General features: G+C 41.2%; 39 protein-coding genes. All 39 read right to left on the minus strand.

From position 1 onward, the window contains the following. Positions 1 to 8: 8 nt before the first annotated feature. The gene (locus CEF22_RS18030; RefSeq protein ID WP_100404142.1) at positions 9 to 806 is read right to left on the minus strand and encodes an energy-coupling factor transporter transmembrane component T family protein; all 798 of its coding nucleotides are present in this window, start codon (positions 804 to 806) and stop codon (positions 9 to 11) included. Continuing rightward, positions 803 to 1672, minus strand: a complete 870-nt coding sequence (locus CEF22_RS18035) for an energy-coupling factor ABC transporter ATP-binding protein (protein WP_100404143.1) — start codon at positions 1670 to 1672, stop codon at positions 803 to 805. Before CEF22_RS18035 ends, CEF22_RS18030 begins: the two co-directional genes overlap by 4 nt. Then, the gene (locus tag CEF22_RS18040; RefSeq protein ID WP_100404144.1) at positions 1648 to 2487 is read right to left on the minus strand and encodes an energy-coupling factor ABC transporter ATP-binding protein; all 840 of its coding nucleotides are present in this window, start codon (positions 2485 to 2487) and stop codon (positions 1648 to 1650) included. The genes CEF22_RS18035 and CEF22_RS18040 overlap by 25 nt, the downstream gene beginning before the upstream one ends. A 301-nt stretch (positions 2488 to 2788) precedes the next feature. Beyond that, positions 2789 to 3184: a 50S ribosomal protein L17 gene (gene rplQ, locus CEF22_RS18045; protein WP_100404145.1), complete on the minus strand. Its 396-nt coding sequence runs from the start codon at positions 3182 to 3184 to the stop codon at positions 2789 to 2791. Between the two features lie 41 nt (positions 3185 to 3225). Continuing rightward, positions 3226 to 4170 (minus strand): DNA-directed RNA polymerase subunit alpha, encoded by a 945-nt coding sequence (locus CEF22_RS18050; protein WP_100404146.1) that lies wholly within the window; start codon positions 4168 to 4170, stop codon positions 3226 to 3228. Between the two features lie 169 nt (positions 4171 to 4339). Continuing rightward, complete coding sequence (rpsK, locus tag CEF22_RS18055; RefSeq protein ID WP_095479261.1) at positions 4340 to 4729, minus strand: 30S ribosomal protein S11; 390 nt, start codon at positions 4727 to 4729, stop codon at positions 4340 to 4342. 25 nt (positions 4730 to 4754) lie between these two features. After that, the gene (gene rpsM, locus CEF22_RS18060) at positions 4755 to 5120 is read right to left on the minus strand and encodes a 30S ribosomal protein S13 (protein WP_094833993.1); all 366 of its coding nucleotides are present in this window, start codon (positions 5118 to 5120) and stop codon (positions 4755 to 4757) included. Positions 5121 to 5144: 24 nt separating this feature from the next. Beyond that, positions 5145 to 5258, minus strand: a complete 114-nt coding sequence (gene rpmJ / locus CEF22_RS18065; RefSeq protein WP_016205879.1) for a 50S ribosomal protein L36 — start codon at positions 5256 to 5258, stop codon at positions 5145 to 5147. A 35-nt stretch (positions 5259 to 5293) separates the two neighbouring features. Then, on the minus strand, positions 5294 to 5512 hold the full coding sequence (gene infA, locus CEF22_RS18070; protein ID WP_094833992.1) for a translation initiation factor IF-1: 219 nt from the start codon (positions 5510 to 5512) through the stop codon (positions 5294 to 5296). A 100-nt stretch (positions 5513 to 5612) separates the two neighbouring features. Beyond that, positions 5613 to 6359 carry a type I methionyl aminopeptidase gene (map, locus tag CEF22_RS18075; RefSeq protein WP_100404147.1) on the minus strand — a complete coding sequence of 249 codons (747 nt, stop codon included), beginning with the start codon at positions 6357 to 6359 and terminating at the stop codon, positions 5613 to 5615. 1 nt (position 6360) lies between these two features. Further along, positions 6361 to 7011 carry an adenylate kinase gene (locus CEF22_RS18080; protein WP_100404148.1) on the minus strand — a complete coding sequence of 217 codons (651 nt, stop codon included), beginning with the start codon at positions 7009 to 7011 and terminating at the stop codon, positions 6361 to 6363. 48 nt (positions 7012 to 7059) lie between these two features. Continuing rightward, entirely contained in the window at positions 7060 to 8361 is a 1302-nt protein-coding gene (secY, locus tag CEF22_RS18085) for a preprotein translocase subunit SecY (RefSeq protein ID WP_095479264.1), read from the minus strand. Next, the gene (gene rplO / locus CEF22_RS18090) at positions 8361 to 8801 is read right to left on the minus strand and encodes a 50S ribosomal protein L15 (RefSeq protein ID WP_094833989.1); all 441 of its coding nucleotides are present in this window, start codon (positions 8799 to 8801) and stop codon (positions 8361 to 8363) included. Before rplO ends, secY begins: the two co-directional genes overlap by 1 nt. A 31-nt stretch (positions 8802 to 8832) precedes the next feature. After that, positions 8833 to 9015, minus strand: coding sequence for a 50S ribosomal protein L30 (rpmD, locus tag CEF22_RS18095; RefSeq protein ID WP_094833988.1), 183 nt, complete (start codon positions 9013 to 9015; stop codon positions 8833 to 8835). A 13-nt stretch (positions 9016 to 9028) separates the two neighbouring features. Further along, entirely contained in the window at positions 9029 to 9529 is a 501-nt protein-coding gene (gene rpsE, locus CEF22_RS18100; protein WP_095479265.1) for a 30S ribosomal protein S5, read from the minus strand. 20 nt (positions 9530 to 9549) lie between these two features. After that, entirely contained in the window at positions 9550 to 9912 is a 363-nt protein-coding gene (rplR, locus tag CEF22_RS18105) for a 50S ribosomal protein L18 (protein ID WP_095479266.1), read from the minus strand. A 32-nt stretch (positions 9913 to 9944) separates the two neighbouring features. After that, positions 9945 to 10481, minus strand: coding sequence for a 50S ribosomal protein L6 (gene rplF / locus CEF22_RS18110; protein ID WP_100404149.1), 537 nt, complete (start codon positions 10479 to 10481; stop codon positions 9945 to 9947). A gap of 30 nt (positions 10482 to 10511) precedes the next feature. Beyond that, positions 10512 to 10910 carry a 30S ribosomal protein S8 gene (gene rpsH / locus CEF22_RS18115; protein ID WP_100404150.1) on the minus strand — a complete coding sequence of 133 codons (399 nt, stop codon included), beginning with the start codon at positions 10908 to 10910 and terminating at the stop codon, positions 10512 to 10514. 29 nt (positions 10911 to 10939) lie between these two features. Continuing rightward, complete coding sequence (gene rpsN / locus CEF22_RS18120; RefSeq protein WP_001085700.1) at positions 10940 to 11125, minus strand: 30S ribosomal protein S14; 186 nt, start codon at positions 11123 to 11125, stop codon at positions 10940 to 10942. Positions 11126 to 11149: 24 nt separating this feature from the next. Then, positions 11150 to 11689, minus strand: coding sequence for a 50S ribosomal protein L5 (gene rplE / locus CEF22_RS18125; RefSeq protein WP_095479269.1), 540 nt, complete (start codon positions 11687 to 11689; stop codon positions 11150 to 11152). 30 nt (positions 11690 to 11719) lie between these two features. Beyond that, entirely contained in the window at positions 11720 to 12031 is a 312-nt protein-coding gene (gene rplX, locus CEF22_RS18130) for a 50S ribosomal protein L24 (protein ID WP_100404151.1), read from the minus strand. Between the two features lie 46 nt (positions 12032 to 12077). Then, on the minus strand, positions 12078 to 12446 hold the full coding sequence (gene rplN, locus CEF22_RS18135) for a 50S ribosomal protein L14 (RefSeq protein ID WP_094833981.1): 369 nt from the start codon (positions 12444 to 12446) through the stop codon (positions 12078 to 12080). A 46-nt stretch (positions 12447 to 12492) separates the two neighbouring features. Beyond that, entirely contained in the window at positions 12493 to 12756 is a 264-nt protein-coding gene (rpsQ, locus tag CEF22_RS18140; protein WP_095479271.1) for a 30S ribosomal protein S17, read from the minus strand. 19 nt (positions 12757 to 12775) lie between these two features. Then, positions 12776 to 12979 (minus strand): 50S ribosomal protein L29, encoded by a 204-nt coding sequence (gene rpmC / locus CEF22_RS18145; RefSeq protein ID WP_041101766.1) that lies wholly within the window; start codon positions 12977 to 12979, stop codon positions 12776 to 12778. Next, the gene (gene rplP, locus CEF22_RS18150; RefSeq protein ID WP_100404152.1) at positions 12969 to 13403 is read right to left on the minus strand and encodes a 50S ribosomal protein L16; all 435 of its coding nucleotides are present in this window, start codon (positions 13401 to 13403) and stop codon (positions 12969 to 12971) included. Before rplP ends, rpmC begins: the two co-directional genes overlap by 11 nt. 2 nt (positions 13404 to 13405) lie before the next feature. Then, positions 13406 to 14062 (minus strand): 30S ribosomal protein S3, encoded by a 657-nt coding sequence (rpsC, locus tag CEF22_RS18155; protein ID WP_094833978.1) that lies wholly within the window; start codon positions 14060 to 14062, stop codon positions 13406 to 13408. A gap of 3 nt (positions 14063 to 14065) precedes the next feature. Next, positions 14066 to 14407, minus strand: coding sequence for a 50S ribosomal protein L22 (rplV, locus tag CEF22_RS18160; RefSeq protein WP_100404153.1), 342 nt, complete (start codon positions 14405 to 14407; stop codon positions 14066 to 14068). An 18-nt stretch (positions 14408 to 14425) separates the two neighbouring features. Next, the gene (gene rpsS / locus CEF22_RS18165; RefSeq protein ID WP_094833976.1) at positions 14426 to 14704 is read right to left on the minus strand and encodes a 30S ribosomal protein S19; all 279 of its coding nucleotides are present in this window, start codon (positions 14702 to 14704) and stop codon (positions 14426 to 14428) included. Between the two features lie 60 nt (positions 14705 to 14764). Beyond that, the gene (gene rplB, locus CEF22_RS18170) at positions 14765 to 15595 is read right to left on the minus strand and encodes a 50S ribosomal protein L2 (RefSeq protein WP_094833975.1); all 831 of its coding nucleotides are present in this window, start codon (positions 15593 to 15595) and stop codon (positions 14765 to 14767) included. A 31-nt stretch (positions 15596 to 15626) separates the two neighbouring features. Further along, positions 15627 to 15911, minus strand: coding sequence for a 50S ribosomal protein L23 (gene rplW / locus CEF22_RS18175; protein WP_094833974.1), 285 nt, complete (start codon positions 15909 to 15911; stop codon positions 15627 to 15629). Continuing rightward, positions 15911 to 16534, minus strand: a complete 624-nt coding sequence (rplD, locus tag CEF22_RS18180; RefSeq protein ID WP_095479273.1) for a 50S ribosomal protein L4 — start codon at positions 16532 to 16534, stop codon at positions 15911 to 15913. The genes rplW and rplD overlap by 1 nt, the downstream gene beginning before the upstream one ends. A gap of 30 nt (positions 16535 to 16564) precedes the next feature. Further along, entirely contained in the window at positions 16565 to 17191 is a 627-nt protein-coding gene (gene rplC / locus CEF22_RS18185; protein WP_100404154.1) for a 50S ribosomal protein L3, read from the minus strand. A gap of 36 nt (positions 17192 to 17227) precedes the next feature. Beyond that, positions 17228 to 17536, minus strand: coding sequence for a 30S ribosomal protein S10 (rpsJ, locus tag CEF22_RS18190; RefSeq protein WP_025729837.1), 309 nt, complete (start codon positions 17534 to 17536; stop codon positions 17228 to 17230). A gap of 306 nt (positions 17537 to 17842) precedes the next feature. Next, complete coding sequence (gene tuf / locus CEF22_RS18195; protein ID WP_100404155.1) at positions 17843 to 19030, minus strand: elongation factor Tu; 1188 nt, start codon at positions 19028 to 19030, stop codon at positions 17843 to 17845. A 128-nt stretch (positions 19031 to 19158) separates the two neighbouring features. Beyond that, on the minus strand, positions 19159 to 21237 hold the full coding sequence (gene fusA / locus CEF22_RS18200; protein ID WP_100404156.1) for an elongation factor G: 2079 nt from the start codon (positions 21235 to 21237) through the stop codon (positions 19159 to 19161). 51 nt (positions 21238 to 21288) lie between these two features. Further along, positions 21289 to 21759, minus strand: coding sequence for a 30S ribosomal protein S7 (gene rpsG, locus CEF22_RS18205; protein WP_100404157.1), 471 nt, complete (start codon positions 21757 to 21759; stop codon positions 21289 to 21291). A gap of 43 nt (positions 21760 to 21802) precedes the next feature. Continuing rightward, on the minus strand, positions 21803 to 22225 hold the full coding sequence (rpsL, locus tag CEF22_RS18210; protein ID WP_094833969.1) for a 30S ribosomal protein S12: 423 nt from the start codon (positions 22223 to 22225) through the stop codon (positions 21803 to 21805). A 95-nt stretch (positions 22226 to 22320) separates the two neighbouring features. Next, positions 22321 to 22572 (minus strand): 50S ribosomal protein L7ae-like protein, encoded by a 252-nt coding sequence (locus CEF22_RS18215; RefSeq protein ID WP_095479277.1) that lies wholly within the window; start codon positions 22570 to 22572, stop codon positions 22321 to 22323. Between the two features lie 131 nt (positions 22573 to 22703). Next, positions 22704 to 26297: a DNA-directed RNA polymerase subunit beta' gene (rpoC, locus tag CEF22_RS18220; protein WP_100404158.1), complete on the minus strand. Its 3594-nt coding sequence runs from the start codon at positions 26295 to 26297 to the stop codon at positions 22704 to 22706. Positions 26298 to 26400 lie beyond the last annotated feature (103 nt).

Raw genomic sequence — 26400 nt, forward strand, 5'->3', positions numbered from 1 at the left:
CCACTCCGTTAACTCCTTAAATAAAACAGGACGACAGCTAAAATTAGCAGCACCAGCAGCGAGATGGTGTCTTTCATCGACCACTGCAACAACCGATATTTCGTCCGTCCTTCGCCACCGCGATAGCCTCTTGCTTCCATCGCTGTTGCTAAGTCTTCTGCTCGCTTAAATGCGCTAACAAACAACGGAATCAAAAGTGGCACAATCGCCTTTACTCGTTCTTTGATTGGACCACTAGAAAAGTCCGCTCCCCGAGCCATTTGCGCTTTCATAATCTTCTCGGTTTCATCCATTAATGTCGGAATGAAACGCAGGGAAATCGACATCATTAACGCCAGCTCATGGACAGGTAGCTTCATCTTTTTAAATGGCTTCAGTAAGCTTTCTAGTCCATCTGTGATTGAAATAGGTGACGTCGTCAACGTCAATAGCGACGTCATAAAGATTAACAGTAGAAACCGCAAAGAAATAAATGCCCCTTGCTGTAAGCCGCCTTCATAAATTTCAATCCAGCCTGCTTTCCAAAGGAGATCGCCTTCCTTCGTCAAAAACAGATGCAATGAAAACGTAAAAATAATGATCCATAAGACCGGTTTTAACCCAATAATTAAAAAGCGAATATTAATTTTAGATAAAAAGATCGATAGAAAAGTAAATAAGAGCAATAAACCATAAGTGACTACGTTATTAGCTAGAAAGACGATCGCTACATAGACAAAAATAAATAAGAGCTTTGCCCGAGGATCTAGTCGATGGACAACAGAGTCCAGCGGCAAATAGCGGCCAAAGACCATTTTTTCCATCATCGACCCTCACCTCGCTTATGCACAAGTTGCAACTGCTCAACAAGCTCATCCATCGTCAAGCATGTTTTTTCGAGTTTGATACCAGACTCTTCTTCAAAACGATGCTGAAAACGAACGACCTCTGGTACACTGAGCCCTAATTGAAACAATTCTTCTCGTTTAGAAAATAGCTCGCGCGGCTTGCCTTTTTGATATACCTCACCTTGATGCATAATGACCATTTCATCGGCATACAGAGCGGCATCCTCCATGCTGTGCGTCACAAGAATGGTCGATAAGTTTCGCTCCTTATGAAGGGTAGCAAACATCTTCATCATTTCCTTGCGCCCTCTCGGATCAAGGCCGGCTGTTGGCTCATCTAATACAATGACTTCGGGTTCCATCGCTAGCACGCCAGCAATCGCTACTCGCCGCATTTGCCCCCCTGATAAGTCAAAGGGTGATTTGTTTAATATTTCCTCAGACAACCCCACCTGGCGGATCACTTGTTTTGCTCGTTGCTTCGCTTCTTCTTCCGATACACCGAAATTCATCGGACCATAGCAAATATCTTTTTCGACCGTTTCTTCAAACAGCTGATGCTCTGGAAACTGAAAGACAATCCCTACACGCTTGCGGACGTCTTTTAGATTCTTTTCCTTCTTTTCTGATGAAACGATCCGATCACCAATATGAACTTGACCGCTTGTTGGCTGTAGCAAGGCATTTAAATGCTGCAAGATCGTCGACTTCCCTGAGCCTGTATGTCCAATAATCGCTAAATAGGTGCCTCCTGGAATCGTGAAGCTGACATTGTGAAGGGCCTTATGTTCAAAAGGAGTGCCTGCCGCATAACGATACTCTACTTCTTGAAGTTGGATATCCATAATTCCCTCACCAGCTCTTCTTCTGTTAAATGATTTTGTTGAATCGAAAAGCCATGTGATCGTAACTGGTCACTTAATTTTACAGAAAAGGGTACATCTAGCCCTAATTGAACCAGCTCTTCATTCATTTGAAAAATCTCTTCAGGCGTACCGACCGTATGTACCGTCCCTTTATTTAACACAATGATTCGATCTGCTCGTGCGGCTTCCTCTAAATCATGTGTAATCGAAATAACAGTTAAGTCTTGTTCTTCGTTTAATTGGCGTACGGTCTGTAACACCTCTTCTCTCCCTCTGGGGTCAAGCATGGACGTAGCCTCATCCAATAAAATGATCTCTGGTTGTAAAGCAATGACTCCGGCGATTGCCACTCGTTGCTTTTGACCTCCAGATAGATGGTGCGGCTCTTGATTCAGAAAATCGAGCATTCCTACTTTCTGCAAGGAATCTTGTACCCTTTCTTTCATCGCCGCATACGGAACACCGTTATTTTCTAACCCAAAAGCCACATCATCCTGCACAGTTGTGCCAACAAATTGATTATCTGGATTTTGAAAGACCATCCCAAGCCGTTTGCGAATCTCCCAAACTTGCTCTTCCTCTAATAAAGTGCCACTAATGGTGACACTCCCCTTCTCAGGATAATGAAGACCATTTAACATTTTGGCGAGAGTCGACTTTCCTGAACCATTATGACCAACAATGGCTAACCATTCTCCTCGATGCACATTTAACGTAATATCTTTCAAAGCATGATCTGCTTGTTCTGGATATCGGAAATACACATGTTCAATCGAAATGATTGGCTCCTTCATGGCTCTCCCCCTCTCGACTTACCTATTCAAAAAAGTTGTCTATACAAAAAAAGCCCGCACCCCATTCCAAAGAAAAAGTACTTTTCTGCCAATAAAACGGCCTCTTAATACGAGTAAGAGCGGAAGGGGTGCATGAGCTAGACGAGTCACCCTAAGTTGCTCATCATAACGCTCAAGCTTCATACTATTCAGTCTTCAACGAAAATAAGAAAAGCGCGTACTGCTTTCTTATTGTTATAAAAAAAGGGCAAAACCCAAGCATAGCTGGAGTGTTCTGCCCTTGTAGTGGTTTCATTGATAATTACACAAGCTCAATAATAACCATTGGTGCACCGTCACCACGACGAGGACCCATTTTCATAATGCGAGTATAACCACCTTGGCGCTCGCTGTAACGAGGAGCAACGTCTGAGAAAAGTTTTTGTATTGCATATACAGGCTTTTCTTTCTTCTTGCCATTCTCGTCTTCTACTTCAACCACTGATGCTACTTCGTTACGAAGGAAAGCAGCTGCTTGACGACGAGCATGTAAGTCACCACGTTTACCAAGTGTAATCATTTTTTCCACAACTGAGCGAAGTTCTTTCGCACGTGCTTCAGTTGTTTCAATGCGCTCGCTGATGATCAAGTCAGTCGTTAAATCACGAAGCATTGCTTTACGCTGAGCGCTTGTACGTCCTAGCTTTCTGTAAGACATGAAGATACCCTCCTTTGTTGAAATCGTTTTTTATTCTGTCATCAATCTTCTTTTCTTAATCCTAAACCAAGCTCATCTAGCTTCGCTTTCACTTCTTCAAGTGATTTACGGCCAAGATTTCGAACCTTCATCATATCCTCTTCACTCTTGCTTGCAAGCTCTTGTACTGTGTTAATACCAGCACGCTTTAAGCAGTTGTAAGAACGGACAGAAAGATCAAGCTCTTCAATTGTCATTTCTAGAACTTTTTCTTTTTGGTCTTCTTCTTTTTCAACCATAATCTCAGCATTTTGAGCTTCGTCTGTTAAGCCTACGAAGATGTTTAAGTGTTCAGTTAAGATTTTTGCTCCTAAAGAAATTGCTTCTTTCGGACCAATACTACCATCTGTCCAAACATCCAATGATAATTTATCATAGTTTGTTAATTGTCCAACGCGCGTGCTTTCTACTTGGTAGTTTACACGCTCAACTGGCGTATAGATGGAGTCGATCGGAATCACACCAATTGGATGATCTTCCTTTTTGTTTTGAACAGCTGGATTATAACCTCTTCCACGCTGTGCTGTTAAACGCATACGGAAATGTGCATTCTCACCTAAAGTTGCAATATGCAAATCTGGGTTAAGAATTTCCACATCACTATCGTGCGTAATATCAGCAGCTGTGATTACGCCATTTCCTTGCACATCAATCTCTAGCGTTTTTTCCTCATCAGAGTAAATTTTCAGCGCTAGCTTCTTAATATTTAAGATGATTGATGTAACATCTTCCACGACGCCTTCAATTGTTGAGAACTCATGCAATACCCCGTCAATCTGAATAGATGTGACAGCAGCACCTGGGAGTGAGGATAATAGTATACGACGTAAGGAGTTACCCAAAGTTGTACCATATCCACGCTCAAGTGGTTCTACGACAAATTTTCCATGAGTGGCATCATCGCTGATCTCAACCGTTTCAATTTTTGGTTTTTCAATTTCGATCATTCAATTATACCTCCTTCAATACGTCGAAACCCCGGCTTAACATTCAACCGAAATTCCCCCATGTTTACGTTCCCGATTGCGCACAACAACTGGTTTACTAAGTCTGTATTGAACGTAACATTCTATTATATCCCATTATTGACAGAGATATAAAAATTATACAGAAAAATTAAACACGGCGACGTTTTGGAGGGCGACATCCGTTATGTGGAACAGGAGTTACGTCTTTAATAGCAGTAACTTCTAATCCTGCAGCTTGAAGCGCACGAATTGCAGCCTCACGACCAGAACCAGGACCTTTAACAGTTACTTCTAGAGATTTCATACCATGTTCGATTGATGTCTTCGCAGCTGTTTCAGCAGCCATTTGTGCAGCAAACGGCGTTGCTTTACGTGAACCTCTAAAACCAAGTGCACCTGCACTAGACCAAGACAGAGCATTACCATGAACGTCTGTAATAGTTACAATTGTATTGTTAAATGTTGAGCGAATGTGAGCGATACCTGATTCGATATTCTTTTTCACACGACGCTTACGAGTTTGTTGTTTACGAGCCATGTCGAAAATTGACCTCCTTTACCGATTATTTTTTCTTGTTAGCTACAGTTTTACGAGGACCTTTACGAGTACGAGCATTGTTCTTCGTATTTTGTCCACGAACTGGTAAACCACGACGATGACGTAGTCCACGGTAAGAACCGATTTCCATTAGACGTTTGATGTTAAGAGAGATTTCACGACGAAGGTCACCCTCAACTTTCAATTTGTCAATGACTTCACGGATTTTGTTTAATTCATCTTCCGTAAGGTCACGTACACGAGTGTCTTGAGAAACACCAGCTTCCGCTAAGATTTGTTCAGCAGTATTTCTGCCAATACCATAGATGTAAGTTAATGAGATAACTACACGCTTGTCGCGTGGAATATCAACACCTGCTACACGTGCCATATATATGTGCACCTCCCTTTATAATTATCCTTGTTTTTGTTTATGTTTAGGATTTTCACAAATCACCATAACTTTACCTTTTCTGCGGATGATCTTACATTTTTCACAGATTGGTTTTACTGATGGTCTTACTTTCATTTTTCCAACCTCCTTCATAGTCCGGAGTGCATTAATTATTTATAACGATAAGTAATTCTTCCACGAGTCAAATCGTAAGGAGAAAGTTCCACTGTCACTTTATCTCCTGGCAGAATACGAATGAAGTGCATACGGATCTTTCCAGATACATGAGCTAGAATCGTATGACCATTTTCTAATTCTACTTTAAACATTGCATTTGGTAATGTTTCAGCTACAATACCTTCAATTTCAATAACATCGTCTTTCGCCATGAATTTCTTCTCCCTTCTCTTTTCATACAGAACCCCGCTATACCGGTGTAAGCGAGCCTGGTATTATTCTTGAATCAACGTTTGGAAAACACCTTTTGATTTAGGCTTTCGTTAAAATTTCAAAACCTGATTCGGTAATCGCGACAGTATGTTCAAAATGAGCACACATTTTTCCATCTTGGGTAACGACTGTCCAGTTGTCTCCAAGAGTCTTGACGTAACGACTTCCAGCATTCACCATCGGTTCGATTGCAAGCACCATCCCAGGTTTGAGCGTTGGACCTTTGCCGGGCGTACCATAATGAGGAATTTGAGGATCCTCATGCAAGTTTTGACCGATTCCATGTCCTACATACTCACGAACTATTGAAAAGCCATTAGATTCAACATAGGTTTGAATCGCATGGGAGATATTTGAAAGACGTTCACCTGGTTTCGCTTCTTTTAAACCGATAAAGAGCGATTCCTCTGTTACCTCTAATAGCTTCTGAGTTTCAGGAGCGATCAAGCCAACAGGGTACGTCCAGGCAGAATCACCATGATAGCCTCGATAGTTTGCACCGATATCTAAACTGATGATGTCTCCTTCTTTTAATACTCGGTCTCCTGGAATGCCATGGACCAACTCTTCGTTCACTGACGCACAAATGCTGCCACGAAAACCATTATACCCTTTAAAAGAAGGAATTGCATCATGCTGTTTAATAAATTTCTCTGCAATTTCATCTAACTCTTTTGTTTTTATACCGGGAGAGATATGCTTTTGCAATTCTTTATGTGTCAAAGCGACAATTCGACCTGCTTCTCTCATAATCTCAATTTCTCGAGGGGTTTTGCAAATGATCATTTTATTTAAGTCCCTTAAGTAACTCATCGATGTCTTCAAAGACTACATGAATTTCCTGTTGACCGTTAATATTCTTTAAATAACCTTTTTGCTCATAAAAATCTAGTAATGGTTGAGTTTGTTTTAAATTCACATCCAACCGATTTTGAACAGTTTCTTCATTATCATCTGCGCGCTGATAAAGTTCGCCGCCGCAACGATCACATTTATCTTCAACAGCAGGTGCATTGAATACCATATGGTAAGTAGCTCCGCAGTCTTTACAAATGCGACGTCCAGTTAAACGTGCCATGAGAATATCTTTATCAACATCAACATTGATAACAAAATTGATGCTCTTACCAAGCTCCTCCATGATGCCTTCAAGTGCTTCTGCTTGAGGAACAGTTCTTGGAAATCCATCAAGAAGGAAACCACTTTCGCAGTCTGGCTTGCTTAGTCTTTCGCGAACAATTCCGATAGTCACTTCATCAGGAACAAGCGAGCCTTGATCCATAAAGGATTTAGCCTTAAGTCCTAATTCTGTACCTTCTTTCATTGCTGCACGGAACATATCTCCTGTAGAAATATGTGGAATGTTATATTTTTCAACAATTTTTTCGGCTTGAGTTCCTTTTCCGGCACCCGGTAGCCCCATTAACACTAGATTCATTTATATATACCCCCTCAGTCTGATTGGAGACGCGCAAAGAATGATTCTTTATTTAATAAAGCCTTTATAATGGCGTTTTACAAGTTGTGCTTCCAGCTGTTTCATTGTTTCCAATGCCACACCTACTACGATCAATAGACTTGTTCCGCCAATTTGAGCGGAATCTGGAAGGCCTGCAAACTTAATAAAGAATACAGGAAGAACTGAGATGACAGACAAGAAAATTGCACCAACAAACGTTAAACGATATAAAACACTAGTTAAATAATCTTGCGTGTTCTTTCCAGGTCGAATGCCTGGAATATATCCGCCTTGTTTCTTCAAGTTATCCGCAAGTTGTTCAGGATTCACTTGAATAAACGCGTAAAAATAAGTGAATGCAACAATTAAGCCAATATACAGTGTCATCCCAATAGGCTTGGTGTGATCGAATATGTCTTGAATTGTTCTTGTCACATCGTTAGAACCAAAGAACGAAGAAATCGTCTGTGGTGTAATTAAAAATGCTACAGCAAAAATTACAGGAATAACTCCAGCTGCATTTACTTTTAACGGTAAATGAGTTGCTTGAGCACCTGGTGTACTAATGCCACCATTTCCTGTCATTCGCTTCGCATACTGGATAGGAATTTTGCGCAATGCTTGCTGCACAAAAATAACTCCAACTACGATAGCCAATGCTGCTAATACGATCAATAGTAAAACAACTATCTTTAAGAAAAGTTGTTCTCCTGCACCCTCAATTTGCTGTGCATAAATTTGGTTCACAGCGTTAGGGAGCGCAGCAACAATTCCGGCTAAAATGATAATTGAAATACCATTCCCAACACCTTTAGAAGTGATTAACTCACCAAGCCACATTAAAAATGCAGTTCCGGCAGTTAAGACGAGTGCGATAACTAAATAAGAAGTCACGTTTTGACTCTCTACTAGCAAACCACCAAATAAACGGTTAAACCCATAAGACATTCCTAGTGCTTGGATAAATCCTAGAACAATTGTGAAGTATCTTGTGAATTGTGCCAGCTTACGTCGACCCACTTCACCTTGCTTTGACCATTCAGTAAACTTCGGAACGACGTCCATTTGAAGTAACTGCACGATGATAGAGGCCGTAATGTACGGCATAATCCCCATCGCAAGAATAGAGAAGTTTTGTAGGGCTCCTCCTCCAAAGGTATTAAGGAATCCGATCAGCCCAGCCTGATCCTGCATTTTTAATACGTCTGCATTAACATACGGAACAGGGATAAACGTGCCGATTCGGAAGACGACTAACATAAGAAGGGTGAATATAATTTTTCTTCTTATATCACCCACGCGCATAAAATTGGAGATTGTGCGAAACATTATAACACCTCAGTTGTACCGCCAGCAGCTTCAATTGCTTCTTTAGCAGCAGCAGAGAATTTGTGAGCTTTTACTGTTAGTTTCTTCTCTACATTCCCTTTAGCAAGAATTTTGATTCCTGCTTTTTCATTGCTGACTACGCCAGTTTCGATAAGAAGCTCTGGTGTAACTTCAGTGCCTTCTTCAAAACGGTTTAACACATCAAGGTTAACGATCGCAAATTCTTTTCTGTTGATATTAGTGAAACCGCGTTTTGGTAAACGTCTGAATAAAGGTGTTTGACCACCTTCAAAGCCTAAACGTACTCCACCGCCTGAACGGGCGTTTTGACCTTTATGACCTTTACCTGCAGTTTTACCGTTACCAGAACCAGGACCGCGACCTACACGATTACGCTCTTTACGAGCACCTTCAGCAGGTTTTAATTCATGAAGTTTCATGTTCGTGCACCTCCTTATTCGGTATTTTAAATTAGATTTCTTTTACAGTTACTAAATGAGACACTTTATTGATCATGCCTCGAATAGCAGCATTGTCTTGTTGTTCTACAGTTTGGTGCATCTTACGAAGACCAAGAGCTTTAACTGTTTCACGTTGATCTTGCGGACGACCGATCACGCTACGAGTGAGGGTAATTTGTAATTTTTCAGCCATGATAAATCCCTCCTTATCCTAACAGTTCTTCTACTGATTTTCCACGTAATTTAGCAACATCTTCTGCACGTTTCAATTGCTTAATTCCGTCGATTGTAGCACGCACCATATTGATTGGTGTATTAGATCCTAAAGACTTAGAAAGGATATCTCCAACTCCACCAAGCTCAAGTACCGCACGAACAGGTCCACCAGCGATTACTCCAGTACCTTCAGAAGCAGGTTTTAGGAGAATTTGACCAGCACCGAAACGACCGATGACTTCATGAGGTAAAGTTGTTCCAACCATAGGAACAGTTACAAGGTTTTTCTTTGCATCTTCAACAGCTTTACGGATAGCATCTGGAACTTCTTGTGCTTTACCAGTTCCAAAGCCAACGTGTCCGTTCTTGTCACCGACAACAACTAGTGCAGTAAAGCGGAAACGACGACCACCCTTTACTACTTTCGCAACACGATTGACCGTAACTACGCGTTCTTCAAGTTCAAGTTTATTTGGATCAATGCGACGCATTAATGTGTCCCTCCTTTTTATTAGAATTCTAATCCATTTTCACGAGCAGCGTCAGCTAAAGCTTTCACACGTCCGTGGTATAGGTATCCTCCGCGGTCGAATACTACGGATTTGATGCCTTTTTCACTTGCTCTTTTCGCAACTAATTCGCCAACTTTAGCAGCAGCTTCAGCGTTGCTTGTAGTCTCTAAATCGAAATCTTTTTCGATTGTAGAAGCGCTAGCAAGAGTTACACCGTTCATATCATCAATCACTTGAGCGTAAAGATGTTTGTTTGAACGGAAAATATTTAAACGTGGACGAGACTCTGTACCGTTGATTTTTGCACGGACACGAGCGTGTCTCTTTTTACGTGTTTTATTTTTATCTGGCTTAGTAATCATCGTGGTCACTCCTTTCCTTTACCTAAGCGACATTATTTACCTGTTTTACCTTCTTTACGACGTACATATTCACCTTCGTAGCGAATACCTTTGCCTTTATAAGGCTCTGGTGGACGAACGTCACGAACATTAGCTGCAAACGCACCAACGCGCTCTTTGCTAACACCTCTTACGATCACTTTCGTATTGGAAGGAACTTCAACTTCTACGCCTGCTTCTGGCTCCATTTCCACTGGATGAGAGTAACCTACGTTAAGAACAAGCTTGTTACCTTGTTTTTGCGCACGGTACCCGACACCGATTAATTCAAGTGATTTTTCGAATCCTTTAGATACACCTTCAACCATGTTCGCTAACAACGCACGTGTTGTACCGTGGTTTGTGCGGTGCTCTTTTGAATCAGAAGGACGTGTAATGTTAATCACATTGCCTTCGATTTCGATCTTCATATCTTTATGAAACGTACGAGTAAGCTCACCTTTAGGACCTTTAACAGTTACAGTATTGTTATCATTAGTTACTGTTACGCCTTCTAGTAGCTCGATTGGTTTTTTTCCTACGCGAGACATTCTGTTGCACCTCCATTCATTACAAAAATATTACCAAACGTATGCTAATACTTCTCCGCCCACTTGTTTAGCGCGAGCTTCTTTATCAGTTAATACACCGTTAGATGTTGAAACAAGAGCGATACCTAAACCGTTAAGTACTCTTGGTACCTCGTCAGCTTTTGCGTATACACGTAAACCAGGTTTACTGATACGTTTTAAACCAGTGATAACACGCTCGTTGTTTGCACCGTATTTTAAGAAGATACGGATCATGCCTTGTTTGTTGTCTTCGATGAATTCTACATCACGTACAAAACCTTCACGTTTAAGAATTTCAGCGATTTCTTTTTTGATGTTAGAAGCAGGTACTTCTAACTTCTCGTGACGCACCATGTTCGCATTACGGATGCGAGTTAGCAAATCTGCAATCGGATCTGTCATAACCATATTATTTACCTCCTTCCCAAGTCGTGGTATTACCAGCTAGCTTTTTTAACACCAGGAATTTGTCCTTTATATGCAAGTTCACGGAAACAAATACGGCAAAGCTTAAATTTACGATATACAGAGTGTGGACGTCCACAACGCTCGCAGCGTGTATACTCTTGTACTTTAAACTTTGGAGTGCGTTTTTGTTTCGCAATCATTGATTTTTTAGCCACGTTTTCGCCTCCCTTTTATAGCGATTACTTTTGGAACGGCATTCCAATTTGAGTTAACAATTCGCGAGATTCTTCATCGCTTTTTGCAGTTGTAACAATTACGATATCCATACCGCGTACTTTGCTTACTTTATCGTAATCAATCTCAGGGAAGATCAATTGCTCCTTCACACCAAGTGTGTAGTTACCGCGTCCGTCAAAAGATTTCTTTGAGATACCACGGAAGTCACGTACACGTGGAAGTGATACAGAGATTAATTTATCTAGGAATTCGTACATGCGCTCTCCGCGTAATGTAACTTTCGCTCCGATCGGCATACCTTCACGAAGACGGAAGCCCGCGATAGAGTTTTTCGCACGAGTTACTAGTGGTTTTTGACCAGTGATTAAAGCAAGTTCTTCAACAGCTACGTCAAGAGCTTTTGCGTTTTGAACTGCGTCACCAATCCCCATGTTAACTACGATTTTTTCAACTTTCGGTACTTGCATTACAGAGTCGTAATTGAATTTATTCATTAAAGCAGGTGTAATTTCTTCAATATACTTTGCTTTAAGGCGGTTCATATAGTGTACCTCCCTTCATTAACTAACTTATTATTTATCTAAAGTTTCACCGGATTTTTTTGCTACTCTTACTTTTTTACCGTCGACTGTTTTGAAGCCTACACGAGTAGGTTCGTTAGTTTTAGGGTCTAAAAGCATTACGTTAGAAACGTGAATAGGTGCCTCTTGGCTAATAATTCCGCCTTGCGGATTTACTTGTGAAGGTTTTGAGTGTTTCTTTACAATGTTTACACCTTCTACAAGTACACGGTCTTTTTTAGGAAACGCTGCAAGCACGATGCCAGTTTTCCCTTTATCTTTACCCGTGATAACCATGACTTTATCGCCTTTTTTTACATTCATTTTATCGCACCTCCTTGAATGACCAAGTTGATAAAATTTATTTTCATTAGATTACTTCTGGAGCAAGAGAAACGATTTTCATAAAGTTGTTGTCACGTAATTCGCGTGCAACTGGTCCGAAGATACGAGTTCCACGTGGGCCTTTGTCATCTTTAATGATAACACAAGCATTTTCGTCAAAGCGGATGTAAGATCCGTCGTTACGACGCATTCCACGTTTAGTACGAACGATTACAGCTTTAACAACATCACCTTTTTTGACAACGCCACCTGGTGTTGCTTGTTTTACTGTGCAGACGATAATGTCTCCAATGTTCGCAGTTTTACGGCCAGAGCCTCCAAGAACTTTGATCGTTAATACTTCACGTGCACCTGAGTTGTCAGCTACTTTTAAACGAGATTCTTGTTGGATCATTTATGTTACCTCCTTTCGGATGAGCATCTATCCGAACAATTATATATTAGATAATAACTGCTTTTTCAACGACTTCAACAAGACGGAAGCGTTTTGTAGCAGAAAGTGGGCGAGTTTCCATGATACGAACTACGTCGCCGATTTTTGCTTCATTCAACTCATCATGAGCTTTGAATTTTTTAGAGTACTTAACGCGTTTGCCGTAAAGCGAGTGCTTCTTGTAAGTTTCTACCATGACAGTAACTGTCTTATCCATTTTGTCAGACACAACACGTCCAGTATAAACTTTACGTTGGTTACGTTCACTCATAATGCAAACCTCCTCTCAATTATCGATTGTTAACATCGATCTCTCTTTGACGAATGACTGTTTTCATTCGAGCGATCGCTTTACGTACTTCACGAATACGAGCAGTGTTTTCAAGTTGTCCAGTCGCTAATTGGAAGCGAAGGTTGAAAAGCTCTTCTTTTAAAGACTTAAGTTTTTGTTCAATTTCGGCAGTGGTTAGTTCAATAATTTCATTAGCCTTCATTTGATTCACCACCAATTTCTTCTCGTTTTACAAACTTACATTTAACTGGAAGTTTGTGTGCTGCAAGACGAAGTGCTTCACGAGCTACCTCTTCTGATACACCAGCGATTTCAAACATAATTTTTCCTGGTTTAACTACAGCTACCCATCCTTCAGGAGCACCTTTACCGGAACCCATACGTACCTCTAGAGGCTTAGCTGTGTAAGGCTTATGTGGGAAAATTTTAATCCATACTTTACCGCCACGTTTCATGTAACGAGTCATAGCAATACGAGCTGATTCGATTTGACGGTTCGTGATCCAAGAAGCTTCTGTAGCTTGTAGACCGAATTCACCAAATGCTACTTCAGTACCGCCTTTTGCTTGACCGCGCATTTTACCACGGTGAACACGACGATGTTTAACGCGTTTAGGCAATAACATAATTATTTTCCTCCTTCCTCAGACTTCTTCTTTGTAGGAAGGACCTCTCCACGATAAATCCATACTTTCACACCAAGCTTACCATAAGTAGTGTCAGCTTCAACATGAGCATAGTCGATGTCCGCACGAAGTGTATGAAGTGGAACTGTTCCTTCACTATAATGTTCAGCACGAGCGATGTCTGCTCCGCCAAGACGTCCAGAAACTTGTGTTTTAATTCCTTTCGCTCCAGAACGAATAGTACGTTGGATCGCTTGCTTTTGCGCACGACGGAAAGATACACGATTTTCTAATTGACGAGCAATGTTTTCTGCTACTAATTTAGCATCTAAATCCGCTCTCTTAATTTCAACGATGTTAATATGAACACGTTTGCTAGTTAATTGGTTTAAAGCTTTGCGAAGTGCTTCAACCTCTGAACCACCTTTACCGATAACCATACCAGGCTTAGCTGTATGAACCGTGATATTGATGCGGTTAGCAGCACGTTCGATTTCTACACGAGATACAGAAGCATCTTTTAAGCGCTCTTCGATATATCCGCGTACTTTAAGGTCTTCATGTAAAAGATCTGCATAATCTTTTTCAGCGTACCATTTTGAATCCCAGTCACGAATGATACCAACACGTAAACCATTAGGATGTACTTTTTGACCCACGATTTATCCCTCCTTCTTTTCTGATACCACGATTGTGATGTGGCTAGTGCGTTTGTTAATTTGGCTTGCGCGTCCCATAGCACGTGGACGGAAACGTTTTAAAGTTGGACCTTCATCAACGAATGCTTGTTTTACAACAAGGTTGTTAACGTCCATATCATAGTTATGCTCTGCATTAGCAACAGCAGATTTCAATAATTTTTCAATGACAGGAGATGCAACTTTTGGCGTGTGACGCAAAATAGCTACAGCCTCTCCTACTTGCTTTCCTCGAATCAAGTCAATCACTAAGCGTGCTTTACGAGGAGCAATACGAACTGTTCTTACGACAGCTTTTGCTTCCATTAGGATACCCTCCTCTCATTAGCGTCTTGTTTTCTTATCGTCACTAGCGTGACCTTTATACATACGAGTTGGTGCGAATTCACCAAGTTTATGTCCAACCATATCTTCCGTTACAAATACAGGAACGTGTTTGCGACCATCATACACAGCGATTGTGTGACCGATGAAAGCTGGGAAGATTGTTGAACGACGAGACCAAGTTTTCACAACTTGTTTCTTATCAGTTTCGTTTAACTTTTCGATCTTGTTAAATAAATGATCATCAACAAAAGGTCCTTTTTTCAAGCTGCGGCCCATAGTAGTACCTCCCTTCGTAACTGGTCTACGGTTCGACGAGGGAACCGTAGTTCAATTACGTTATTTTTTACGGCGACGAACGATGAATTTATCGCTTTTGTTTGTTTTCTTACGAGTTTTGTAACCAAGAGTTGGTTTACCCCATGGTGTAACAGGTGATTTACGTCCGATTGGTGAACGTCCTTCACCACCACCGTGTGGATGGTCATTAGGGTTCATAACAGATCCGCGAACAGTAGGTTTCTTACCTAACCAGCGAGAACGACCTGCTTTACCAATATTGATTAATTCGTGTTGCTCATTACCAACTTGACCGATAGAAGCGCGGCAAGTAGCAAGAATCATACGAACTTCTCCAGAAGTTAAACGTACAAGAACGTATTTACCTTCTTTACCTAATACTTGTGCAGAAGTACCAGCAGAACGAACTAATTGTCCGCCTTTTCCAGGTTTTAATTCAATATTGTGAATAACCGTACCTACAGGAATGTTAACTAAAGGAAGAGCGTTTCCTACTTTAATGTCAGCTTCTGGGCCAGACATTACTTCCATTCCAACTTTAAGGTTTTTTGGTGCTAAGATATAACGTTTTTCACCGTCTACATAGTTGATTAATGCAATGTTTGCTGAACGGTTTGGATCATACTCAATCGTGGCAACGCGTCCTGGTATACCATCTTTATCGCGTTTGAAATCGATAATACGGTATTGACGCTTATGGCCGCCACCATGATGACGAACAGTAATTTTACCTTGGTTGTTACGGCCGCCTTTTCTTTTAATAGGCGCTAACAATGACTTTTCTGGAGTGCTTGTTGTAATCTCAGCAAAATCAGATACCGTCATGCCGCGACGACCATTTGTGGTTGGTTTATACTTTTTAATCGCCATGTCTTTTCCCTCCTCTTCTAATATTTTTTAATTATACTTCAAAAAGTTCGATTTCTTTGCTGTCTTGAGTTAATGTAACAACCGCTTTACGGCGTTTGTTCGTATAACCTGCATAACGACCCATGCGTTTGAACTTACCTTTGTAGTTCATGATGTTGACTTTAGCAACTTTCACACCAAAGATCTCTTCGATAGCATCTTTAACTTGTGTTTTGTTCGCTCTTACATCAACTTCGAATGTATATTTTTTATCAACCATAATTTCAGTTGAATGTTCAGTAATAACGGGGCGCTTAATGATATCGCGAGCTTCCATTATGCAAGCACCTCCTCTACTTTTTCAACCGCTGCTTTAGTCATAATTAATTTATCATGACCAACTAGATCTAAAACACTAATGCCGTTTGCTTCTACAACTGTTACACCAGGGATGTTACGAGCTGATAGAGCAACATTTTCGTTTAAGCTTTCTGTTACGATCAATGCTTTAGTATCTACAGAAAGGTTTTTAAGAACGCTTGCGAATTCTTTTGTTTTAGGAGCTTCTAAAGTTAAAGCTTCTAATACTAGAATGTTTTGTTCTGCCACTTTTGAAGATAAAGCAGATTTGATCGCTAAGCGACGTACTTTTTTAGGTAATTTGTAGCTATAGCTACGTGGAACTGGTCCAAATACAGTACCACCACCGCGCCATTGTGGAGATCTGATAGATCCTTGACGTGCGCGTCCAGTACCTTTTTGGCGCCATGGTTTACGACCACCGCCACGTACTTCAGAGCGTGTTTTTACTTTGTGTGTTCCTTGGCGTAATGAAGCTCTTTGCATCATTAATGCTTCAAACACAACATGTTCATTAGGTTCAATACCGAATACAGATGCGTTAAGTTCGATTTCTCCAACTTGCGCTCCGCTTTGGTTTAATAATGTAACTTTTGGCATTCTTGTTTCCTCCTTTCTCGGAAAATTATATTATTTCGCTTTTACAGCGCTTTGGATTTTTACTAGTGATTTTCTAGGTCCAGGTACATTACCTTTAACTAGAATTACATTGCGTTCCGCATCCACTTTTACTACTTCTAGGTTTTGGATAGTGATTTGCTCTCCACCCATACGACCAGGAAGTAATTTGTTTTTGAATACGCGGTTAGGCGCTACAGGTCCCATTGAACCTGGGCGGCGATGGTAACGTGAACCGTGGGACATTGGTCCGCGGCTTTGTCCGTGGCGTTTAATTGCACCTTGGAAACCTTTACCTTTTGATACTCCTGTTACGTCGATGATATCTCCCTCAGCGAAAATATCTACTTTGACTTCTTGACCAACCTCTAGTTCTCCGTCGAAGTTACGGAATTCACGAATGAAGCGCTTAGGTGCAGTGTTTGCTTTTGCAACGTGACCTTTAGCTGGTTTGTTAGCAAGCTTTTCGCGCTTGTCAGCAAAACCTAATTGGATCGCTTCGTAGCCGTCGCTTTCGATTGTTTTCTTTTGTAGTACAACGTTTGCTGCTGCTTCAACTACAGTTACAGGGATTAAATCACCGTTTTCAGCAAACACTTGTGTCATACCGATTTTTCTTCCTAAGATTCCTTTGGTCATGAGTCACACCTCCTAAAATTATTAGTTTTATATGAATTAAAGTTTAATTTCAATGTCAACGCCTGATGGTAAATCTAAACGCATTAATGAATCAACTGTTTGTGGAGTTGGATTCACAATGTCGATTAAGCGCTTATGCGTGCGCATTTCGAACTGCTCACGAGAATCTTTGTACTTATGAACCGCACGTAAGATAGTGTAAACAGACTTTTCAGTTGGCAATGGGATTGGACCCGATACACTTGCACCAGAACGTTTTGCTGTTTCAACGATCTTTTCTGCTGATTGATCTAAAATTCTGTGATCATATGCTTTTAAACGAATGCGAATTTTTTGTTTTGCCATTATTTTCCCTCCTTTATCGCCTATTTGATAATAGACATTCTCCGCGGAAATATCCTAACGACACGCGCCATGGCAAAGCGGCCGGGTGTGTCAGCAACCTTCCACATCATCGCTGTCAAAAACCAACATTGTTAATTATACATGGTTATCGAACTATGTGCAACTATTTTTTAAAACTTTCTTCAGCAACACACTTTTATTATTATACATAGATCTATCTTTCATTTCAACTATGGAATAAAACGAATTGATTTATTAGACAAAAAAATAGTAGGCGGATGTTCCGCCTACTATTTAGTCGTTCGATTATTTTTCGATTGTAGCTACAACGCCAGCGCCTACTGTACGTCCACCTTCACGAATAGAGAACTTAGTTCCTTCTTCGATCGCGATTGGAGCAATAAGCTCAACTGTCATTTCGATGTTATCTCCAGGCATAACCATTTCTACGCCTTCAGGAAGGTTACAGATACCAGTTACATCAGTTGTACGGAAGTAGAACTGAGGACGGTAGTTAGTGAAGAATGGAGTGTGACGTCCACCCTCTTCTTTAGATAATACGTAAACTTCAGCTTTGAATTTAGTGTGTGGAGTGATTGAACCTGGCTTAGCAAGTACTTGTCCACGTTGGATTTCTTCACGAGCAACCCCACGAAGAAGAGCACCGATGTTGTCTCCAGCTTCTGCATAATCAAGAAGCTTACGGAACATTTCTACACCTGTTACAGTTGTAGATTTTGGCTCTTCAGTTAAACCGATGATTTCGATTGTGTCACCAACTTTAACTTGTCCACGCTCAACACGTCCTGTAGCAACTGTACCACGACCTGTGATTGAGAATACATCCTCAACAGGCATCATGAATGGTTTGTCAGTGTCGCGCTCTGGAGTTGGGATATACTCATCAACTGCAGCCATAAGCTCAAGAATTTTTTCTTCCCACTCAGCTTCACCTTCAAGAGCTTTAAGAGCAGAACCTTTGATTACTGGTACGTCATCTCCAGGGAAATCGTACTCAGAAAGAAGGTCACGAACTTCCATTTCTACTAATTCAAGAAGCTCTTCGTCATCTACCATGTCACATTTGTTTAAGAACACAACAAGGTAAGGTACACCTACTTGACGAGAAAGAAGGATGTGCTCACGTGTTTGTGGCATTGGACCGTCAGCAGCAGATACTACTAGGATACCACCGTCCATTTGAGCAGCTCCAGTGATCATGTTTTTAACATAGTCAGCATGTCCTGGGCAGTCAACGTGTGCATAGTGACGTGTTTCTGTTTCATACTCAACGTGAGAAGTGTTGATTGTGATACCACGCTCACGCTCTTCTGGAGCGTTGTCGATTTGATCGTAACCGCGTGCTTCACTACCACCTGCTTTTGCAAGAACAGTTGTGATTGCTGCTGTTAAAGTTGTTTTACCATGGTCAACGTGACCAATTGTACCGATATTCGCATGTGTTTTCGAACGGTCGAATTTTTCCTTAGCCATTAGGAAATCCTCCTTTGAGTTATAAAAGTTTAAGTATATATTTTGGCTTTGAAGGTAGAAAGACTTCCACCTTCAAAGATACCAAAGCTTACAATAGTATTTATACTTTATTAGAAAGTATAAATCAATTATTCGCCTTTATTTTTTTTAATAATTTCTTCAGAAACTGATTTTGGTACTTCTTCATAATGATCGAAGTGCATTGAATATGTTCCACGACCTTGCGTGTTAGAACGCAATGAAGTTGCGTAACCAAACATTTCAGAAAGAGGAACGAACGCTTTAACTACTTGAGCATTTCCGCGAGCTTCCATACCTTCTACACGACCACGACGAGAAGTAACGTCACCCATGATATCTCCTAGATATTCATCAGGAATAACAACTTCTACTTTCATCATTGGTTCAAGGATAATTGGGTTACATTTAGATGCTGCATTTTTAAGCGCCATAGAAGCAGCGATTTTGAATGCCATCTCACTAGAGTCAACATCATGGTATGAACCATCAAATAGTCTAGCCTTAACATCAACTAGTGGATAACCAGCTAGAACACCATTTTGTAACGCATCTTCAAGACCAGCTTGGACTGCAGGGATGTATTCACGTGGAACAACCCCACCTACGATTCCATTTTCGAATTCGAAGCCCGCGCCTTCTTCGTTTGGAGAGAATTCAATCCAAACGTGTCCGAATTGTCCGCGTCCACCAGATTGGCGAGCAAATTTACCCTCAACTTGAGCAGATCCACGGAAAGTTTCACGGTAAGCAACTTGAGGAGCACCAACGTTTGCTTCTACTTTAAACTCGCGACGCATACGGTCAACAAGGATATCAAGGTGAAGCTCACCCATTCCAGAAATGATAACCTGTCCAGTTTCCTGGTTAGTTTCAGCACGGAAAGTTGGATCCTCTTCTTGAAGCTTTTGTAAAGCTGTAGACATTTTAGCCGAGTCAGCTTTTGATTTTGGTTCCACAGATAATGAAATTACCGGTTCAGGGAATTCCATTGATTCTAAGATAACAAGATTTTTCTCGTCACATAGAGTGTCACCAGTAGTTGTATCTTTCAAACCAACCGCAGCAGCAATATCTCCAGCATGTACTTCAGAGATTTCTTCACGTGAGTTCGCATGCATTTGTAGAATACGACCTACACGTTCACGCTTACCTTTAGTTGAGTTTTGAACGTATGATCCAGAATTAAGAACTCCAGAATATACGCGGAAGAAAGTTAATTTACCAACATAAGGGTCAGTCATAACTTTAAATGCAAGCGCTGAGAAAGGAGCATCGTCACTTGAAGGACGAGTTACTTCTTCATCACTATCTGGTAATGTACCTTTAATTGATGGTACGTCAGTTGGAGCTGGAAGGTAATCAATTACTGCGTCTAGCATTAATTGTACACCTTTGTTTTTGAATGCAGTTCCGCATAGAACAGGGAAGAATTCAACATTAGTTGTACCTTTACGGATCGCAGCTTTGATTTCTTCTTTCGTAAGCTCTTCTCCACCAAGGTATTTCTCCATTAAATCTTCATCTAATTCAGCAACTGCTTCAATTAACTTTTCACGGTACTCTTCTGCTTGGTCTTGATACTCAGCAGGAATTTCACCTACTTGAACATCAGTTCCAAGATCGTTACCGTAGAAAGTTGCTTGCATTTCAACTAAATCGATGATACCGCGGAACTCATCTTCTGCACCAATTGGTAATTGGATTGGATGAGCATTTGCCATCAAACGATTGTGAATTGTTCCTACAGAGTATAAGAAGTCCGCACCGATTTTATCCATTTTGTTAACGAATACGATACGAGGAACTCCGTAAGTTGTAGCTTGGCGCCAAACAGTTTCTGTTTGAGGCTCAACACCAGATTGAGCATCTAATACAGTTACTGCACCATCAAGTACACGAAGAGAACGTTCAACTTCAACAGTGAAGTCTACGTGTCCTGGTGTATCAATGATGTTTACGCGGTGACCATTCCATTGTGCAGTTGTTGCAGCGGAAGTGATCGTGATACCACGCTCTTGCTCTTGCTCCATCCAGTCCATTTGAGAAGCACCTTCGTGAGTCTCACCAATTTTATGGATACGGCCTGTATAATAAAGAATACGCTCGGTTGTTGTTGTCTTACCGGCATCGATGTGAGCCATGATACCGATATTTCGAGTGTTTTCCAAGGAGAACTCTCTTGCCATGGGTGTCTTTCTCCTTCCTTAATTGGGTTGTTTTTTATAGTAAATTTAATCTTACCAGCGATAGTGAGCAAACGCTTTGTTTGCTTCCGCCATTTTGTGAGTATCTTCACGTTTCTTAACAGAAGAACCTGTGTTGTTAGCTGCATCTAGAATTTCAGCAGCAAGGCGTTCTTCCATTGTTTTCTCTCCACGAAGGCGAGAATAGTTTACTAACCAGCGAAGACCAAGAGTTGTACGGCGCTCAGGGCGAACCTCAACTGGAACTTGGTAGTTAGCTCCACCTACACGGCGTGCTCTAACCTCTAATACTGGCATGATGTTTTTGATTGCTTGATCGAATACTTCCATAGGGTCTTTACCCGTACGTTCGCGAATAAGATCAAATGATGCGTAAAGAATTGCTTGTGATTTACCTCTTTTACCGTCTACCATCATTTTGTTGATAAGACGCGTAACTAGCTTAGAGTTGTACATTGGATCTGGAAGTACGTCTCTTTTCGCTACAGGACCTTTACGTGGCATTTGTTTTCCTCCTTTCAAAAGGTTGCTTTAATTTATTTTGTAATTAGTTTTTAGCTGGTTTTGGACGCTTCGTACCATACTTAGAACGACCTTGACGACGAGTTTCAACACCCGCAGTATCAAGCGCACCACGTACGATATGATAACGTACCCCTGGTAAATCCTTTACACGTCCGCCACGGATAAGAACAACACTGTGCTCTTGTAAGTTGTGACCGATACCAGGAATATAAGCAGTTACTTCGATACCGTTGCTTAAACGAACACGAGCATACTTACGTAAAGCTGAGTTCGGTTTCTTCGGTGTCATTGTACCAACACGTGTACAAACTCCACGTTTTTGTGGTGAAGATACATCTGTTTGAGCTTTCTTGAAGCTGTTGTATCCCTTGTTAAGTGCTGGTGATTTAGAAGTAGTAGATTTTGATTTACGAGGTTTACGCACTAACTGATTAATAGTAGGCATGTAAATATCCTCCCTTCCTTTTTTTCTTAAGCCCACACATCCAGGTGGCTCATTTAAAGTTAAAAACAAAGCCTTTGCAGTACTCTGCAAAAACATTATTTACTAATAATAGCAACAGCAACTGCCTTGACATCAATTCCACATGTCTTTCCAAGCTTTCGCATGGAATCAACATAAGTAATAGGCACTGCTTTTTCGTTCGCAAGCTCAACTATTATTTGACTAATAGCTGGGTTGGCGTCAGCAGCGAGAACTATTTCTTGTGCTTTGTTTCTTTCAAGAGCTTTCACTGTTTGTTTTGTTCCTATTTTAAGGCTTTTCGCCTTTGCTACTTTTTCATAAGACATACGAACATCCTCCAAAGTAACAAGGTTCATAGGAGCACCTTGATTATCTTATCATCGACATTTTTAAATGTCAACACTGAAAATGAAATATTGTATCGGAGCCAATGTTTTATTGGCTCCGATACGATTATTTATTCTACAGTTACTGATTCTTCAGTTCGGGCTAATACCGGTTCAGATCTGCGATATCTTTGCATACCTGTTCCAGCTGGAACGAGCTTACCAATGATTACATTCTCTTTCAAACCAAGAAGTTCGTCTCGTTTTCCTTTAATTGCCGCGTCTGTAAGTACACGAGTTGTTTCTTGGAACGAAGCAGCAGATAAGAACGAGTCTGTTTCAAGCGATGCTTTCGTAATACCAAGAAGAACTGGTCTTCCCGTTGCTGGCATGCGACCTTCAAGCAATGCTTTTTCGTTCGCATCTCTAAATTGGTGTACATCAAGAAGACTTCCCGGTAGCACTTCTGTTTCGCCCGCATCAATTACGCGAACTTTACGAAGCATTTGGCGTACCATTACTTCAATGTGCTTGTCACCAATTTCTACCCCTTGCATACGGTATACCTTTTGTACTTCACGCAATAAGTATTCTTGAACAGAGGAAACATCTGTGATCTTCAAGTATTCTTTCGGATCGATCGACCCTTCCGTTAATTCCTGTCCGCGAATAACCTCATCGTTCACAGCTACTTTTAAGCGAGCCGTATATGGCACTGTATATGTGCGAGTTTCGACTTGACCTTGTAAGACGATTTCTTGTTGACGATCGCGACCTTCATTAATAGCTGTTACAGCTCCATCAATTTCAGAAATGACCGCTTGACCTTTAGGGTTACGCGCTTCGAACAACTCTTGAATACGCGGTAAACCTTGAGTGATATCGTCTCCGGCTACCCCACCTGTATGGAATGTACGCATCGTAAGCTGTGTACCTGGCTCACCGATAGATTGGGCAGCGATGATACCAACTGCTTCTCCCACTTCCACCTGTTGACCAGTTGCAAGGTTACGGCCATAACATTTTTTACATACGCCATGACGAGTATTACAAGTAAAGGCTGAACGAATCCATACTTGTTCAAGACCCGAATCAACGATCACTTTAGCTAAGTCCTCATCGATTAGCTCATTTTCCTGCACAAGAACAACGCCTGTTTCAGGATGCTTAATCGTTTTTCTAGCATAACGACCGATTAGACGTTCTTCTAACGCTTCGATCACTTCTGTACCATCTTTAATCGAACCGATTAGTAGACCACGATCCGTTCCGCAATCGTCTTCACGAACGATTACATCTTGGGCTACGTCTACTAGACGTCGAGTTAAGTAACCTGAGTCAGCTGTTTTCAGAGCGGTATCCGCAAGACCTTTACGCGCACCATGTGTCGAGATAAAGTACTCTAATACGGTTAAACCTTCACGGAAACTTGATTTGATTGGTAACTCGATGATTCGACCAGCCGGGTTGGCCATCAAACCACGCATACCGGCAAGTTGCGTAAAGTTAGACGCGTTACCACGGGCTCCAGAGTCACTCATCATGAAGATCGGGTTGCGTTTATCTAGGGAAGCCATTAGCTTACCTTGGATGATATCTTTCGCCGCACTCCAGATGGAGATGACGCGATCATAACGCTCATCTTCAGTGATAAGACCACGTCTGAATTGCTTCATGACGTTATCGACTTTGCCTTGAGCTTCTTGAAGAATTTGTTCTTTTTCACCTAATACAACGATGTCTGCTACACCGACTGTAATACCAGCTTTAGTTGAATATTTAAAACCTAAGTCTTTCATGCGATCAAGCATTTTTGACGTTTCTGTGATCTTAAACTTCTTGAAGACTTCAGCAATGATATTACCAAGAATTTTCTTCTTAAACGGAGCAATTAGCTCTTGCTTTTGAATATGTTCTTTTACGTTTACTGTCGGATGAACGAAATATTTCTCTGGTGTTTTCACTTCCAAGTTTGTTCCCGTTGGTTCATTGATATACGGGAAGGAATCAGGAAGGATTTCATTAAAGATTAATTTCCCTACAGTCGTGATTAGCAACATCTTTCTTTGCTCATCAGTAAATGTTTGATTGCTTAAAGAAGACGTTGCGATTGCTACACGCGTATGAAGATGAACATATCCATTTTGGTAAGCAGTTAGCGCTTCGTTCGTATCTTTGAAGATCATACCCTCTCCAATTGCACCTTCGCGTTCAAGAGTTAAGTAGTAGTTACCTAATACCATATCCTGTGAAGGGGTTACAACTGGCTTTCCATCCTTAGGGTTTAGGATGTTTTGTGCAGCAAGCATAAGCATACGAGCTTCGGCTTGAGCTTCGGCTGATAAAGGTACGTGAACGGCCATTTGGTCACCGTCAAAGTCCGCATTGTAAGCTGTACAAACGAGCGGATGAAGACGAATAGCACGCCCTTCAACAAGCGTCGGTTCAAATGCTTGAATCCCTAAACGGTGAAGTGTTGGGGCACGGTTAAGAAGAACCGGATGCTCTCTAATTACTTCTTCAAGCACATCCCATACCTCTGGATGCACGCGTTCGATTTTGCGCTTCGCACTCTTAATATTATGAGCTAATCCCTTTTCAACAAGCTCTTTCATCACAAACGGTTTAAACAGCTCTAATGCCATTTCTTTCGGAAGTCCACATTGATACATTTTCAAGTTAGGACCTACAACGATAACGGAACGACCAGAGTAGTCAACACGTTTACCTAATAAGTTTTGACGGAAGCGTCCTTGCTTCCCTTTCAGCATATGTGAAAGAGATTTAAGCGGGCGGTTACCTGGTCCTGTGACCGGTCGTCCGCGACGTCCGTTGTCAATTAAGGCATCAACTGCTTCTTGAAGCATACGCTTTTCATTTTGCACGATGATGCTTGGCGCACCTAAATCTAACAAACGTTTCAAACGATTGTTACGGTTGATCACACGACGATATAAATCATTTAAATCCGATGTCGCAAAACGACCACCATCTAGTTGAACCATCGGGCGTAATTCTGGTGGAATAACCGGAAGTACGTCTAAAATCATCCAGTCTGGGTTGTTGCCTGAATGACGGAATGCTTCAATGACTTCAAGGCGTTTAATTGCTCTTGTACGACGCTGCCCTTGAGCACTCTTTAACTCTTCTTTAAGAACTTCTACTTCTTTTTCAAGATCGATGTCAGCAAGAAGCTTTTTGATCGCTTCAGCTCCCATAGACGCTTGGAATTTGCTACCGTATTTATCACGGTATGCACGGTATTCCTTTTCAGATAGCAATTGTTTCTTCTCTAATGAAGTATCTCCTGCTTCTGTTACTACGTATGAAGCGAAATAAATGACCTCTTCAAGAGAACGTGGAGACATATCTAATACAAGTCCCATACGGCTTGGGATTCCTTTGAAATACCAAATATGCGACACTGGAGCGGCCAGTTCAATGTGACCCATACGTTCACGACGAACCTTTGCCTTTGTTACTTCCACACCACAACGGTCACATACTACGCCTTTATAACGTACTCTTTTATATTTTCCACAATGACATTCCCAGTCTTTTGTTGGTCCAAAAATACGCTCACAAAACAAACCATCTTTTTCTGGTTTTAATGTACGATAGTTGATCGTTTCTGGTTTTTTGACCTCTCCAAAAGACCAAGATCGAATTTTATCTGGTGATGCTAAGCCGATTTTCATATATTCGAAGTTATTAACATCTAGCAAGGGGCCTACCTCCCTTTTAGTCTACAGGTTTTACCCAAGATAGCTTAGTTGCTTTTAGTCAAGATAGCCGGAGAAGCCCGCATAAGACTTCTCCGGCATCATT

This window comes from Bacillus sp. FJAT-42315 (genome assembly GCF_002797375.1).
In the GTDB taxonomy this organism is placed as follows: Bacteria; Bacillota; Bacilli; order Bacillales; family Domibacillaceae; genus Bacillus_CE.